Origin of the sequence: Celeribacter naphthalenivorans, from assembly GCF_020524585.1 — a bacterium.
Classification (GTDB): domain Bacteria; phylum Pseudomonadota; class Alphaproteobacteria; order Rhodobacterales; family Rhodobacteraceae; genus Celeribacter; species Celeribacter naphthalenivorans.
Window position 1 is genome coordinate 77,859 of the sequence record NZ_JAIVLK010000008.1, and the last position, 13,954, is coordinate 91,812.

Genomic DNA, 13,954 nt, shown 5'->3' on the forward strand with positions numbered 1-13,954 from the left:
GTTTTTCGCTCAATCTGTTTCAGATTAAACGAAAAACGCTTTACCTCAGTGATCGCGCTGATCGCGAATGAAGGTGCCGTTGTTCAATTCTTCGAACGCTTGCATCAATTCCTCACGCGTGTTCATCACGATCGGCCCGTGCCACGCCACCGGCTCCTTGATCGGTTGACCGGAAATCAACAGGAACCGCACGCCCTCTGGCCCGCTGTTCACCACGATCTCATTGCCGGTGTCGAAATTCACCAGCGTCCGGTTCCCGGACATATCGCGGATGTTGATCTCTTCACCATTCACCTCTTTCTCGACCCGCACACCGTAGGGCGTTGAGGCATCGCGGAAGGACGCACTTCCGGCAAAGATATAGGCGAAAGTGTTGGCATAGGTGTCGACCGGAAGCACTTTTCGCGTGTTCGGCGGCACAGACACATCGAGGTAAAGCGGATCGGCGGCGATGCCATCGACCGGCCCGCGCTTGCCCCAGAACGATCCCGTGACGATCTTCACCTTGGTGCCGTCGTCATCTATGATCTCGGGGATGTCGCTGCCCTGAATGTCCTGATATCGCGGCGCGGTCATCTTGAGCGAGGAGGGCAGGTTGGCCCAAAGCTGAAACCCGTGCATCTGCCCTGCGGCATTCCCGCGTGGCATTTCCTGATGCATGATGCCGGAGCCTGCCGTCATCCATTGCACGGAGCCCTTGCCCAGAACGCCTCTGTTTCCAAGGCTGTCGCCATGCTCCACCTCGCCATCCAAGACATAGGTGATGGTTTCGATGCCGCGATGCGGATGCCAAGGAAAGCCCTTTTCGAACTTCTTGGGATCGTCGTTGCGGAAATCGTCGAACAGCAAGAACGGATCGAACTCGCGCGGTTTGTGAAACCCGAAAGCGCGGTAGAGATTGACGCCTGCGCCTTCGATGGTGAATTGACCTTCAGAGGTCGCTTTGACGGGACGGAATGTCATGGTGAGACTCCTTTGTGTTTGTCTCATCATGTGGGCATTTGGCGGTGTGCGTAAACGGCTTTGTGCGAACGGGTTCTGTGCGGTGGCGCGCAAAGCGGCGTTGGATGAGTATTTTTGGCACAAAGGAAACGAATGTTAGGCGCGCGTTAAGGTTAATGCGCCAGTCTGTTCTCACGGTACAGGCTGGAGAGCCGATGACCGTGCACGAAGGAGACGCCCTGACCCGTGGGCCGAAATCCCTTCCGGCGACGCCACAGCGCTATGCACCGGCGGTCAGGGCGCATTTCGTTTCCTTTGTGCTGGAAATACTCAAAGAAAAGCGCCCCGAAGGGCGCTCTCTTATTTATTATTGTAGACATTGTCCTGCGTCGGGAAGGCGCGGGATTTGACGTCTTCGGCGTAAGACGCGATGGCGTCCTCGATGGCTTCTCCGACCGCGCCGAATTTCTTGACGAATTTCGGCACCCAGTCGTTCAGGCCCAGCATGTCTTCCATCACCAAAATCTGTCCGTCGCAGGTTTTGGACGCGCCAATGCCGATGGTGGGCACGTCGATGGCTTTGGTGATCTTGTCGGCGAGGGGTTCGACCACGCCTTCGACCACGACTGCAAAGGCGCCTGCGTCGGCGACGGCAACCGCGTCGTCGATGTGGAATTGCCACTCGTCTTCATCACGGCCTTGGGTCTTGAAACCGCCCATGATGTTGGTCGATTGCGGCGTGAGGCCGATATGGGCCATCACAGGAATGCCACGTTCGGAGAGGAATTTGATCGTCTCTGCCATGCGCGCGCCGCCTTCGAGTTTGACAGCCTGGCACTGGGTTTCCTTCATGATCTTGGCGGCGTTGCGGAAGGCTTGCGACGGGCTTTCTTCATAGGAGCCGAAGGGCATGTCCACCACCACGAGCGCGCGTTTGGTGCCGCGCACCACCGCCTTGCCGTGCATGATCATCAGCTCAAGAGACACGCCCACGGTGCTTTCCATGCCATGCATCACCATGCCGAGGCTGTCGCCCACCAGCAGGAAATCACAGTATTTTTCGGCAATCGCGGCGGTGTGCGCGTGGTAGGCGGTGAGCGAGACGATGGGGTCAGCACCCTTGCGCGCGCGGAGTTGCGGCACGGTCACGCGGCGGATGGTTTCGGTTTGGGATGACATGGCGTTTCCTCCTCACGCAGGGTTCGCGACCCTTTGGTCGATCAGTAGCACATCGCCGAAGCGGGCGGCCAGAAGGATCACCACGGGGCGGGTGATCGCGCCCGGCACTTCGGCCAGCGTTTCGGCATCGCGCACATCGACGCTTTCCAATTTGGCGCGGGGCTCGCGGGCGATGAAGTCGCGGATTTCCTGTTCCAGATCGGGCCCGGAGCGCCCGTCGGAGACCTCGTAATCGGCATAGGCCAGCGCCTTGTTGAGGATCAGCGCGGCTTGGCGATCCTCTGGCGTCAGGCGCACGTTGCGCGACGACATCGCCAGCCCGTCCACCTCGCGCACGGTCGGCACACCGGTGATTTCGATCGGCATATCCAGATCGCGAACCATGGTCTTGATGACCTGAAGTTGCTGGTAATCTTTCTCGCCGAAAAACGCTTTGTCGGCGCCGGTGATGTTGAACAATTTCGTCACCACGGTGCAGACGCCTTTGAAATGGCCGGGGCGCAGTGCGCCCATCAGCACCTTGTCCAACTCTTCGGTCAGAACGGTTGTCTGTTTCAGCGGGTGATACATCTCGTCCACGGAGGGGCAAAAGACGGCATCGACCCCCTCGGCCTCGAGCATGGCAAAATCGCGGGGCTCGTCACGCGGGTAGGCGTCGAGATCGGCGGCCTCGCCGAATTGCGTCGGATTGACAAAGATAGAGGCAATGACCCGGTCGGCATTGGCCTTGGCCGCGCGCACCAAGGTCATGTGACCCTCGTGCAGATAGCCCATGGTTGGCACCAGAGCGACGGTTTCGCCCGCGGCCTGAAAGCCTTTGACAGCCTCGCGGATGTCCTGTTTCGTGCGACAGATTTTCAACGTCAGCCCTCCCGAAGCCTATAGTCGGGCGGAGACTACAAACTGCGGAGCGGGGCGGCAAGCGCTCGACATGTGACGTTCCGTACATCTGCTTCGCGGCTTTAACCTTTTTCCACGGAATGTTCGCCTCATTTCCCCATTCTTGACACGATCTGTTGAGAATTTGGCGACGGTAAACTTTAAATCGGGGGATTTATTCCTATGGGCACCTTTGGAAAGACGCTCAGCATTGTCGGGGCCGTGGTGGGGATGGTGATCTCCGTTCTGGTCTATGCAGAAATTTCAAAAACGCAGTCGGGCGTGCAGGCCGCTTTGGTCGATAGCTTTCAGAGCCCTTCCTATTACATGCGGTCCGAGGGCGAGGACGACCTGCCCAAGCTGACGACTGAACGTGTCGCGGCGCCGAAGAATGGCTCGGAAGCGCGGAGTTTCGAGATCGAGCATGTCGATGGGACCGAGGAGCTGCAGGAGGGCGCCGAGGCCGTTGCCGTGGAAGCCGAGGATCAGGGGCTTCCCGCAGAGGCCACGATGGGCGAAAAGGTCAAGTTTTATGTCGATCGGCTGATCGCCTGGTTCGTCGGCGAGAAGGAAGAGACGCTGCAAATGGACTGCAAGACCAAGAAAGACGGCGGCAAGGTCTGTTCTGTCGTGCGCAAATGAGTGCACCAACCAATTTGAGGTAAGGATGTAGATCGCAACCTTCGGAAAAGGACGGTCCCAAACGGGGCCGTCTTTTTCGTGAATTCAGGGTCTCGTCCTTAGACAGCTTATTGCAAAGCGGCCAATTCGTCCCAGCATTCCAAGGCTTTGGCGGCATACATCAACACCGGGCCACCGCCCATCTGGATGTTCATCGCCAGCATTTCGAGCAATTCCTCACGCGTGCCGCCGTATTTCATCAGCGCCTCGACGTGAAAACCGACGCAGGGGTCGCAGCGCACGGAAATGGCCATGGCGAGCGCCAGCAATTCCTTGGTCTTATGGTCCAACACATCGCCTGCAAGCGCGGCTTTCGACAGGGCGCCGAAGCCTTCGGGGATGTTCGGATTGGCTTTGTTCAGGGCACGCAGCGCCGTGCGCATGCTATCGTTCTTTTCGGCCCAAGACATGAGAGACTCCTTGTTCGCGGTTCTTCGTGGGCAGTGTTTCGCACGAGAAAGCATGGCGCAGCTTTGATCCGGGTCAAAACATATTCTGATGTGAAAATATCTTTGTTCGCAAACGCATATGAAAAAGGCCCGCGTGGCGGGCCTTTCCAAAGTCAAATGTCGCGCAGGGATTACTGCGGGATTTCGCCGGTCAGACCTTCGACGTAGAAGTTCATGCCTGCAAGCGTACCATCGTCTGCGGTCTCGCCCTCGGCCAGCCACACGGAACCGTCCTGTTTGTTGATCGGGCCGGTGAAGGGCTCATAGGAACCGTCAGCGATGGAGTTCATGACCTCGACCGCGGCGGCTTTCACATCTTCCGGCACAGCGTCGGTGATCTCACCAATGCCAACCATGCCTGCGCCGATGCCGTCCCAGGTGTTGTCGCTTTCCCAGGTGCCATCCATGACGGCCTGAACGCGTGCGATGTAATAGGGCGCCCAGTTGTCGATGATCGAGGAGACGCGCGGCAGCGGGGCGTATTCACCCATGTCAGAGGCCTGACCAAAGGTGATCACATTGCCGGCCTTTTGGGCTGCGGCCTGCGGTGCGGTGGAGTCGGTGTGCTGAAGGATCACATCGGCGCCTTGGTCGATCAGGGCCTGTGCCGCGTCGGCTTCTTTCGCCGGGTCGAACCATGTGTAGGCCCAGACCACGGAGAATTCGACATCCGGGTTCACTTTCTTGGCGTGCAGATAGGCGGAGTTGATGCCACGGATCACTTCGGGGATCGGGAAGGAGCCGATGTAGCCGACCTTGTTCGACTTGGTCATCATGCCTGCGATGGTGCCCTGAACGGCGCGGCCTTCGTAGAAACGCGCAGAATAGACGCCCACGTTGTCGGCGGTTTTATAGCCGGTGGCGTGTTCGAATTTCACATCCGGGAATTTGGCGGCGACGTTGATGGTCGGGTCCATATAGCCAAACGAGGTGGTGAAAATCAGGTCTGCGCCCGACAGTGCCATCTGGGTGATCGCACGTTCGGCGTCGGCACCTTCCGGCACGTTTTCCTGATAGATGGTCTCGACCGCATCGCCGAAATGTTCTTCGACGGCCAGACGGCCCTGGTTGTGCTCATAGGTCCAACCACCGTCACCGACGGGACCGACATAGATAAAGCCGACCTTGGTCTTGTCCTGCGCAAAGCTCGGCGCGGCCAGGCCCAGCGTAAGGGCGGAAGCTGCGGCGGCAGCGGTCAGCAACGTTCTACGTTTCATGGAAATCATCTCCCCTATTGTGTGATGAAGTAGGCTCGCGACATCACGAGCTGTGAAAAATGCGCCCGAGCATCGCCGGGGCGTTGGAGGCACCATGACGTCGGGCGGAAATGACGACAAGGACCAGAATGGTTGCGAGGAACGGCGACATGGACAAAAGCTCGACGGGGACTTTCGCGCCCGCCGCCTGAAGGTTGAGCTGCAACACGGTGATGCCGCCAAAGAGGTATGCGCCGATCAGCACACGGCCCGCACGCCAGCTTGCAAAGACCACGATGGCCAGAGCGATCCAGCCGATGCCAGCGGTGATGCCATCGGTCCATTGCGGCACGCGCACAAGGCTGATGTAAGCGCCGCCAAGCCCGGCCATGGCACCGCCAAACCCGATAGCAGCAAAGCGCACCAGTTTCACTTTATAGCCCAAGGCATGCGCGGCAGCGTGATTTTCACCGACGGCGCGCAGGACAAGCCCCGCACGGGTGAATTTGAGAAAGGCCCAGATCGCCACAACGGAGAGAAGGCTGAGATACACAACCGCGTCATGCTGAAACAGGATGGGGCCGAGGATCGGAATGTCCTGCAACAAAGGCACATGCAAATCCGGCAGAGAGGGTGGTTTGATGCCGACGTAATTCTGCCCCAAAAGAGAGGCCAGCCCTAGTCCCATGAGCGTGAGCGCAAGACCGGCAGGGACCTGTGTGGTGAGGAAAATTTGCGTCAGAACCGCAAAGAGCATCGACAAAGCCATGCCGCCCAAAGCTGCCGCGACAAAGCCCAATGTCGGAGAGCCGGTTTCGACCGCCGCAATAAAGCCGCAGACCGCGCCAAAGATCATCATGCCCTCGACGCCGAGGTTCAACACGCCGGATTTCTCCGTCACCATTTCGCCCAGAGCGGCCAAAAGGATCGGGGTCGAGGCGACCATGAGAGAGGCCAAAAGGATGACGGGATTGATGCCACCAAAGTCCATTACGCGCTCTCCTTTTCACGCAGGCCGAGATAAAGCGGCAGGGCCAATGACAGCCCCACGGTGAAGCCTGCGGGCAAAACGAGCCACCAGCGCGTCACCCCTTCGCGTTTCGCATCGAAGAAGGACCAGAGCCAGAAGACCGCGATGGAGATCATCACATCGGCGGAAAACCCAGCGGCCGCGCCATTGGCGAACAGGTCGGCTATGAAAGACAGAGGCGAGAGGCCGTTTTGCGCGAACCAGCCGCCAAAAAACGCCCATGGGATCACGGTGCCGACCACGGCCAAGGCAAACCAGACGCGAGAGGAGGGCATCAGGAGGCCTCCTTTTTGACGAGCATCACGCGGTAGTTCACGAGTATGTCCATGGCCAGAAGGATCATCAACAACATGCCTTGGAACACCTGAATGGCCGCCGAGGGCAGGCCCAGCATGAATTGCGCCAACTCGCCGCCAATGAAGGTGAGCGCGAGGAGCAAGCCGGCAAGTAGGATGCCGATGGGGTTTAGTCGACCGAGGAACGCAACGATGATGGCGGTAAAGCCATAGCCTGCGCCAAAGTCGATGGAGATTTGACCTGCGGGACCCGTGACTTCGAACAGTCCTGCAAGGCCAGCCAGCGCCCCCGCCGCGCCGAGACAGAACACCACCAAAAGCTTGTCTTTGACACCCGCAAACCGCGCCGCGCGGGGGCTTTCGCCGGTCAGCCGGATTTGAAAGCCCAGCATATGTTTGTTGATCAACACATAGGCCGCCACGACAGAGGCAAAGGCCGCGACCACGCCCCAATGCGCGCCTGTGCCCGTGATCAGCTCCGGGTTCGACATGGCCGGGATCTGGCTCAGGTTGCGCGAGCCGGGAAAGCCGTTGCCTTCGGGGTTGCGTAAAAATCCGAGCGCGGCGGAGGCCAGAATTTGCTCGGCGACATAGACCAGCATCAGGGAAACGAGGATTTCATTGGTGTTGAATTTCGTCTTCAACAGCGCCGGGATCATCGCCCAGAGAAAGCCACCCAAGGCGCCTGCGATCACCATCAGCGGGAAAATCCACCAGGCGTCGAGCGGGTAAAGCGCCAGCCCAACAGAGGCCCCGGTGATGGCGCCGATGATGTATTGGCCTTCGGCGCCGATGTTCCAAATCCCGGCCTTGAACCCCAGTGACAGCCCGATGGCAATCAGGATCAGCGGCCCGGCTTTGACCAGCAACTGTGGGCGCGAATAGGCGGCGAATTGTTCGTTAAAAAGCGGGTCCCAAAAGATCGTGCGAATGGCCGCGACCGGGTCCTTGCCCATGGCGGCGAACAGCAATCCGCCCAAGATCATGGTTAACACGACCGCAAGGATCGGCGTGGCGATGGTCCAGACTTTCGAGGGTTCGGGGCGTTTGACGAATGTAATCACAGCTCCGCCACCTCCATATCATGCGCGCCGCCCATCATCAGGCCGATCTCGTCGACCGTGAGGCCTTTGGCGGGGCGTGGCGCGGTCAATGTGCCCTCGTTCAGGGCGGCGAAATGGTCGGAGATTTCCATCAACTCATCCAAGTCCTGCGAGATCACCACAAGGCCCGCGCCGCGCGCGGCAAGATCGAGCAAAGCCTGCCGAATGTCCGCCGCCGCCGAGGCATCGACGCCCCAGGTCGGTTGGTTCACCACCAGAATTTTTGGCTCTTGCAATACCTCGCGTCCGATGACGAATTTCTGCAAATTGCCCCCCGAAAGCGAGCGCGCCGCCGAACCAGGGCCGGGGGTGCGCACGTCGAAGGTCTTGATCACCTCGCGGGCAAAATCTTCGGTCTTTTTCCAGTTCAGGAAATTGTTTTTGCTGAGCTTTTTGCGGATCGTTGCGGTCAAGGCCGCGTTTTCCGTCAGGCTCATATTGGGCGCTGCGGCGTGTCCAAGGCGTTCTTCGGGGGCGGCCAAAATGCCGATCTTGCGCCGTGCGTTCGGGCCCAGATGGCTCACATCTTGACCTTCAAACATGACAGCGCCCTTGCCGGTGCGGGCCTCGCCCGACAGCACCGACAACAATTCGTCCTGACCGTTGCCCGCCACACCGCCGATGCCCAGAACCTCGCCCGCCCGCAGCGTCAGAGAGACGTTTTTGAGCTTTGTGCCAAAGGGGTTCGCGGGCGCGAAGTTGAGGCTTTTGACCTCCAGCAACACCTCACCCGTCTCGCCGCCTTCGCGCGACGGCACATGCAGCGTCTGCCCGACCATCATCTCTGCCATGGCACGCGCCGTGGTGACCTTGGGGTCGCAGTCGCCCACCACTTTGCCGAGACGCAGGATCGTTGCCCCATCGCAAAGCGCGCGGATTTCTTCGAGCTTGTGCGAGATGTAGAGGATCGAAGTGCCCTCGGATTGCAATTTGCGCAGGGTTTTGAACAGGATTTCAACCTCTTGCGGCGTCAAAACCGAGGTCGGTTCGTCCATGATCAACAGTTTCGGATCCTGCAACAGACAGCGGATGATCTCGACCCGTTGCCGCTCGCCCGCCGAGAGATCGCCAACAATCCGGTCAGGGTCCAAAGGCAGCCCGTAGTTTTCCGACACCTCGCGGATGGAGGCGGCCAGTTCGCGCATCTTCGGCGGGTTTTCCATGCCGAGTGCGACGTTTTCCGCCACGTTCAACGCCTCAAAGAGAGAGAAATGCTGAAACACCATGGCGACGCCCGCGGCGCGCGCGGCCTGCGGATTTTGCGGTGCATAGGAGCCGCCGCGCAGTTTCATGAACCCCGCGTCGGGCTTTTCCAGCCCGTAAATCATTTTCACAAGGGTCGATTTCCCCGCGCCGTTCTCGCCCAAAAGCGCATGAACTTCGCCCGTGCCGATGGAAAAACTGACATCGTCATTGGCGCGCACGCCGGGATATTCGCGGGTCAGCCCCACGACTTTTAAAAGCTCCGTCACCCTGTCCGTTCCCCGTAAGATTCTGTGATCTCTCGACGAGAGATTACTTGGGCCGCGACCCCAACCGCAATGGCTTGGGGATGTTTCCCTAGGTCAGGTTGCCCAATTGGACAGCAAATGCGTGCGATTTGGGCTCTGGTGTGGCCCAGATCGCGCAGGCGGTTGCGAAAGCGCGCCCATTTTGTGTGCGACCCGATCAGGCCAGCGAAGGCAAATCCATGACCAAGTACGCGGTGGCACAGCTCCAGATCGAGCGCGTGGGAATAGGTCAGGATCAGGTGCTCGGCCTCGGGCGGCGCATAGGACATGAGCGATTCGGGGTGTGCGGCAACCAGTTGCGTGACGCCCTCGGAGATCACATCGGGGAAGCGTTTGGCATCGGTGTCGATCCATGTGATTGCCAGATCAGGGAGCGGCGCCAGTGTTGCGACGATGGCGCGCCCGACGTGGCCTGCGCCCCAGATCCAAAGCGGCCGCGTGGCGTGGGTGATCGGCTCAACCATCCAGTCGCCGTGAAGCTGTGGTTTGAGAACGCCCTGTGCACGCGCTTTTGCGAGGGCCTTTTTCAGGGAAAATGGCATGTCGCCGGGGCCGCGTGCGAAAACATCCTCCGGGACGGCCAGCAGATTTTCGAACACTTCCGTCAAAAGCGTCACCGCTCCGCCGCAGCATTGCCCCATCGCGGGGCCAAGTGGCAGGCGTTGCAGACGTGGCGCGCAAAATGCGTGTTTCGCCGCCTCATATTCCAGGGTGCCGCCGCCAATGGTGCCGGATTGAGCAAAGCCATCTTCTGTTTGCCAGACCAACATGGAGGCGCCGACGTCGCGCGGCACAGATCCCTGCGCTTCGGCCACGACCACGCGGGCGACGCGGTGGTGTTTGGCGAGTGCCGCGCTCAGAGCGTCGCGATCAAAGCTCACGCTTTTGCCCTCGCGATGGCTTTGAGGCATTCCTCGGGCGTCGCGGGGGCATTCAATGCCGGGTAGGCCGGCCCGCAAGCGGCGCAGGCATCCGAGAGTGCCAAGAAGGCGGAAATCCCCAACATGAACGGCGGCTCGCCCACCGCTTTGGAGCGATAGATCGTCTCTTCGCGGTTGCGCCCGTCCCACAGATCGACGTTGAATACATCGGGCGCGTCGGAACAGGCGGGGATTTTATAGGTCGAGGGAGCGTGGGTTTTGAGCACGCCTTTGTCGTCCCACACAAGCTCCTCGGTGGTGAGCCACCCCGCGCCCTGCACATAGCCGCCTTCGATCTGGCCCTTGTCGATTGCCGGGTTCAAAGAGGCGCCTGCGTCATGCAGAATATCCGCCCGCAGGATGCGGTTTTCGCCGGTGAGCGTGTCGAGCGCGACTTCGGTGATCGCGATGCCATGGGCGAAGTAGAAGAACGGGCGGCCTTTGCCCGCAATCCGATCCCATTCGATCTTGGGCGTCTTGTAGAACCCGGTCGCCGACAGCGACACGCGGTTCATATAGGCAAGGCTGATCAGCTCGTCGAATGCCATCTCATGGACCCCGAAATGCACCTTGCCCTTGGCCCAGCTCACATCGCTTTCCCCGAACCGATCGAGGATAAAGACCTCAAGCCGGGTGCGAATGCGGTCGCAGGCGTTTTTGACCGCCATGCCGTTCAGGTCCGTGCCCGACGAGGCGGCTGTGGCGGAGGTGTTGGGGACTTTGGCGGTGTCCGTCGCGGTGATCTTGATCTTGTCCAAAGAGACGCCGAATTCCGTGGCGGCGACCTGCGCGACCTTTTGGAACAGGCCTTGCCCCATTTCCGTGCCGCCATGGTTCAGGTGGATCGATCCGTCGTTGTAGATATGGACCAGCGCGCCCGCCTGATTGAGGTGGGTGAGCGTGAAGGAGATGCCGAATTTGACCGGAGAGACCCCCAGTCCTTTTTTGATGATCGGGTTCTCAGAGTTCCATTTTTCGATGCTCTTTTTGCGCGCGGCATAGTCGGAGGTCTTTAAAAGCTCCTCGGTCATGCCATGCAGGATAAAGTCCTCGACCTCTTGGCCATAGGGGGTCAGCTTGCCGCGCGGCGTGACTTGCCCGCCTGCGTGTTGCGGATGGGCGTCCACATGTTCGACGCTGCCCTCGGAGGTCGGTTCGCCTTCAAGCGACAGAACATGATCCTCCGGCACGCCATCACCCGCCGTGGGCGTGACCATCTCGTCGTAATAGTTGAGCTTGCGCACCTCGATGGGGTCTTTGCCAAGCTCATGCGCGATGTGATCGACCACCCGTTCGATGCCCAAGACACCCTGTGGTCCGCCAAAGCCGCGATAGGCGGTGTTGGATTGGGTGTTCATTTTGAGACGATGACTCTCGATTCGCGCATGCGGCAGGAAATAGGCATTGTCGGCGTGGAGCATCGCCCGGTCGGCCACCGGAAGCGTCAGGTCCATCGACCAGCCGCCACGGGTGATTTGCAGGAAATCAATGCCGAGGATGCGCCCCTCGTCGTCGAAACCGCAGGTGTAGGAGATGCGGAAATCGTGGCGCTTGCCAGTGATCACCATATCGTCGTCGCGGTCGTAACGCATTTTACACGGCTTGCCGGTGTCGCGCGCCGCGATGGCACAGGCGATGGCGAGCCAGTTGCCCTGAGACTCCTTGCCCCCGAACCCACCACCCATGCGCCGGGTTTCGACGCGCACGGCGTGCATCGGCACATGAAGCGCATGCGCCACCTTGTGCTGAATTTCGGAAGGGTGCTGGGTCGAGGAATGCACCAACATATCGCCGCCCTCTTGCGGCACGGCGGCGGCAGCTTGGCCTTCGAGGTAGAAATGCTCCTGCCCGCCGATCTCGATGGAACCTTCGATCTTATGCGGCGCCTCGGCGATGGCTGTCGCGGCGTCGCCGCAGCCGTAGATGCGCGGGCCGTCTTCGAACCGGCTGTCGGCCTCCATCGCGCTGTCGTAATCCAAGAGCGCGGGGAGGTCTTTATAGTCGATCTTGCCCAGTTTGGCGGCCTTGCGCGCGGCCTGATGCGAGGTGGCGACGACGAGGAAAATCGGTTGGCCGATGAATTGCACCTCGGTGGAGGTCAAAAGCGGCTCATCCCCCAGAGAGGGCGAACAATCTGGCACGTGATCGCCGAAGTCCTCGGCGGTGTAGACACGCACCACGCCGGGGGCAGCGCGCACGGCGGACAAATCCATCGCGGTGATCTCACCATGCGCCACAGTCGAGAGACCAAAGGCGAGATGCAGCGCACCGGCGGGGAGCGGGATGTCGTCGATATAGCGGGCCTGACCTGTCACATGGAGTTTGGCCGCATCATGCGGAAGAGGGGAGCCAACGGACATTACGCGCCCTCCTTCACGTTAAGAACCGAGGTGGTGAGGCCTTGGCTTTCGGCGAAATAGCGTTTGAGCATGTTCTGCGCGGCGGTGAGGCGATAGGCGGCGGAGGCGCGCATGTCGCTCATGGGCGTGTAATCCTCGGCAAAGCCGGGCAGGGCGGCCTCGATCGTGTCCATGCTCCACGGCTGGCTTATCAACGCGGCCTCGACGGTTTTGGCCCGCGCGGGCGTCCCGGCCATGCCACCAAAAGCGATGCGTGCGGCGGCGATTTTGCCGTCCGAGATCGTGATGTTGAACGCGCCGCAAACGGCGGAAATGTCCTGATCGAAGCGTTTCGACAGTTTGTAGACCTTTAGGTCGGTGAGGCCGGATTTTGGCACCGTGATGCTTTCGACGAATTCGGACACGCCTCGATCCTGTTTGCCATAAGCGATGAAGAAATCCTCAAGCGCAATGGTCCGCCGTTCCTCACCCTTGCGCAGGGTGAGCGATGCATTCGCAGCGATCAGCGGCGGCGGGCTGTCGCCAATCGGGGAGCCGTTGGCGATATTGCCGCCCAAGGTCGCGGCGGCGCGCACCTGAGTGGAGGCAAAGCGGCGATACATCTCGGACAGAGAGGGCGAATAGGGTTTGAACAGCGCGATCAGATCGGCAATCGGGGTCATCGCGCGGATTTCAAACGCCTCGTCTGTTTCGGAGATGCCCCTGAGGTCTTCGACCCCGTTTAGGAAAATCACCTCGTCCAGATCGCGCATTTGTTTGGTGACCCAAAGCCCCACATCCGTGGCCCCCGCAATCAGCGTCGCGTCAGGGCGCAGCGCGTAGATCGCGGCCAATTCGTCGGCGTTCTCAGGGCGTTCGACAATGGCAGGCGCGGGGAAAGGGATGTGTTCCAACTCTTCGGGAATGGGCGCGGTTTCGGCCTTTTTCGCGGCGCGCAGAATGGGGGCGTAGCCTGTGCAGCGACAGAGATTGCCGGCCAGAATATCCTCGTGATCGGTCTCGCCGCGCGCATGCGCCGTGGCCAGCGACATGACGATGCCGGGGGTGCAAAAGCCGCATTGGCTGCCGTGCTCCTCGATCATCGCGCTTTGCACCGGGTGCAGCGTGTCGCCTTTCGACAGACCCTCGACCGTGGTGACCGATTTGCCGTGTAGCTGCGGCAAAAACAGAATGCAGGCGTTCAGAGGTTTCTTGCCGCTCTCGTCCTCCACCATCACGGTGCAGGCGCCGCAATCGCCCTCGTTACACCCTTCTTTCGTGCCGGTCAGACCACGGGTGTCGCGCAGATAATCGAGCAGGGTTCGGGTCGGAGCCTCGCTTGCCGTCACAAGCGCGCCGTTTAACCGAAAAGTGATCTCCATTTGGTCAGACCAGCCGCTTTCTTGTTCAAAACACGCGCCCGATGCGG

At 60.2% G+C, this 13,954-nt stretch carries 13 protein-coding genes; 1 reads left to right on the forward strand and 12 read right to left on the reverse strand.

Going from position 1 to position 13,954, the window contains the following annotated elements:
- Nucleotides 1-45: 45 nt before the first annotated feature.
- The 3 genes from LC094_RS17230 to panC form a co-directional block, all read right to left on the reverse strand.
- Nucleotides 46-963 carry a pirin family protein gene (locus LC094_RS17230; protein WP_226554036.1) on the reverse strand — a complete coding sequence of 306 codons (918 nt, stop codon included), beginning with the start codon at nucleotides 961-963 and terminating at the stop codon, nucleotides 46-48.
- Between the two features lie 339 nt (nucleotides 964-1,302).
- Entirely contained in the window at nucleotides 1,303-2,121 is an 819-nt protein-coding gene (gene panB / locus LC094_RS17235; RefSeq protein ID WP_226554037.1) for a 3-methyl-2-oxobutanoate hydroxymethyltransferase, read from the reverse strand.
- Between the two features lie 12 nt (nucleotides 2,122-2,133).
- Nucleotides 2,134-2,982 carry a pantoate--beta-alanine ligase gene (gene panC, locus LC094_RS17240; RefSeq protein ID WP_226554038.1) on the reverse strand — a complete coding sequence of 283 codons (849 nt, stop codon included), beginning with the start codon at nucleotides 2,980-2,982 and terminating at the stop codon, nucleotides 2,134-2,136.
- 201 nt (nucleotides 2,983-3,183) lie between these two features.
- Here panC and LC094_RS17245 point away from each other — a divergent pair, with 201 nt between their 5' ends.
- The gene (locus tag LC094_RS17245; protein WP_226554039.1) at nucleotides 3,184-3,642 is read left to right on the forward strand and encodes a hypothetical protein; all 459 of its coding nucleotides are present in this window, start codon (nucleotides 3,184-3,186) and stop codon (nucleotides 3,640-3,642) included.
- 107 nt (nucleotides 3,643-3,749) lie between these two features.
- On the opposite strand, the gene LC094_RS17250 is transcribed toward LC094_RS17245, so the two are convergent.
- From LC094_RS17250 to xdhA, 9 genes are all read right to left on the reverse strand, one after another.
- On the reverse strand, nucleotides 3,750-4,091 hold the full coding sequence (locus tag LC094_RS17250; RefSeq protein WP_226554040.1) for a carboxymuconolactone decarboxylase family protein: 342 nt from the start codon (nucleotides 4,089-4,091) through the stop codon (nucleotides 3,750-3,752).
- A gap of 170 nt (nucleotides 4,092-4,261) precedes the next feature.
- A complete protein-coding gene (locus LC094_RS17255; protein WP_226554041.1) occupies nucleotides 4,262-5,347 on the reverse strand; it encodes a BMP family ABC transporter substrate-binding protein in 1,086 nt (361 codons plus the stop codon).
- A 43-nt stretch (nucleotides 5,348-5,390) separates the two neighbouring features.
- The gene (locus LC094_RS17260; RefSeq protein ID WP_226554042.1) at nucleotides 5,391-6,317 is read right to left on the reverse strand and encodes an ABC transporter permease; all 927 of its coding nucleotides are present in this window, start codon (nucleotides 6,315-6,317) and stop codon (nucleotides 5,391-5,393) included.
- Nucleotides 6,317-6,631, reverse strand: coding sequence for a DUF2834 domain-containing protein (locus LC094_RS17265; protein ID WP_226554043.1), 315 nt, complete (start codon nucleotides 6,629-6,631; stop codon nucleotides 6,317-6,319). Before LC094_RS17265 ends, LC094_RS17260 begins: the two co-directional genes overlap by 1 nt.
- Complete coding sequence (locus tag LC094_RS17270) at nucleotides 6,631-7,716, reverse strand: ABC transporter permease (protein ID WP_226554044.1); 1,086 nt, start codon at nucleotides 7,714-7,716, stop codon at nucleotides 6,631-6,633. The genes LC094_RS17265 and LC094_RS17270 overlap by 1 nt, the downstream gene beginning before the upstream one ends.
- Complete coding sequence (locus LC094_RS17275) at nucleotides 7,713-9,227, reverse strand: ABC transporter ATP-binding protein (RefSeq protein ID WP_226554045.1); 1,515 nt, start codon at nucleotides 9,225-9,227, stop codon at nucleotides 7,713-7,715. The genes LC094_RS17270 and LC094_RS17275 overlap by 4 nt, the downstream gene beginning before the upstream one ends.
- Entirely contained in the window at nucleotides 9,224-10,147 is a 924-nt protein-coding gene (gene xdhC, locus LC094_RS17280; protein WP_226554046.1) for a xanthine dehydrogenase accessory protein XdhC, read from the reverse strand. The genes LC094_RS17275 and xdhC overlap by 4 nt, the downstream gene beginning before the upstream one ends.
- Nucleotides 10,144-12,546 carry a xanthine dehydrogenase molybdopterin binding subunit gene (gene xdhB / locus LC094_RS17285; RefSeq protein ID WP_226554047.1) on the reverse strand — a complete coding sequence of 801 codons (2,403 nt, stop codon included), beginning with the start codon at nucleotides 12,544-12,546 and terminating at the stop codon, nucleotides 10,144-10,146. Before xdhB ends, xdhC begins: the two co-directional genes overlap by 4 nt.
- Nucleotides 12,546-13,907 carry a xanthine dehydrogenase small subunit gene (xdhA, locus tag LC094_RS17290; protein ID WP_226554048.1) on the reverse strand — a complete coding sequence of 454 codons (1,362 nt, stop codon included), beginning with the start codon at nucleotides 13,905-13,907 and terminating at the stop codon, nucleotides 12,546-12,548. The genes xdhB and xdhA overlap by 1 nt, the downstream gene beginning before the upstream one ends.
- Nucleotides 13,908-13,954: the final 47 nt, after the last annotated feature.